We start from the raw sequence: 608 nt of genomic DNA, 5'->3' as shown, positions 1-608 counted from the left end.
GTTTTTGCTAATTGTCAGATTGAATTTCTGAATATGTTTTTTGCTCTTCTGAGATCGTTAATTTATCTATTACTTTCTCTTGTTTATAGCTCTCAAATATATCCTCTTCCTTTAATTTTTCCAATAACTTCTCCTTAGCCAGAGGAATACTTAATTTAAGTGTTTCCATTGGAGTTTTTCCGAAGCAGTGTTTCCCACTATGTGTTCTTTCATTATTGTAGTAATACATCCATTTATCAAGATCTGCCTGCAGCTCCTCTATCGTTCGATATATCTTTTTTCGAAAGGCAATGGCATAGAATTCATCCTGGATAGTACGATGGAACCGCTCACAAATGCCGTTGGTCTGCGGGCTTTTAGCCTTGGTTTTGGTATGGTCGATGTCTTCAATGGCCAGGTATAACTGGAACTCATGCTGTTCCCTTGAACCGCAGTATTCAGTTCCCCTATCGGTAAGTATCCGCAGCAAACGCAGGTCGTGCTGCTCATAAAACGGCACCACTTTATCATTAAGCATCTCTGCTGCCACCAATGCATTCTTGCGGTCATATAGCTTGGTAAAGGCAACTTTAGCATAAGTATCAATAAATGTTTGCTGATAAATATGA

Annotated in this window: 1 pseudogene; it reads right to left on the bottom strand. The window is 39.0% G+C overall.

What is annotated here, in order from left to right:
- Positions 1-127: 127 nt before the first annotated feature.
- Positions 128-608 (bottom strand): annotated as a pseudogene (locus ACFE6N_RS23530) (integrase core domain-containing protein); the annotation flags it as partial.

The sequence above is a fragment of the Pedobacter sp. BG31 genome, assembly GCF_042464845.1.
Lineage (GTDB): Bacteria > Bacteroidota > Bacteroidia > Sphingobacteriales > Sphingobacteriaceae > Pedobacter > Pedobacter suwonensis.
This window is presented reverse-complemented; position numbering and strand designations above follow the sequence as displayed.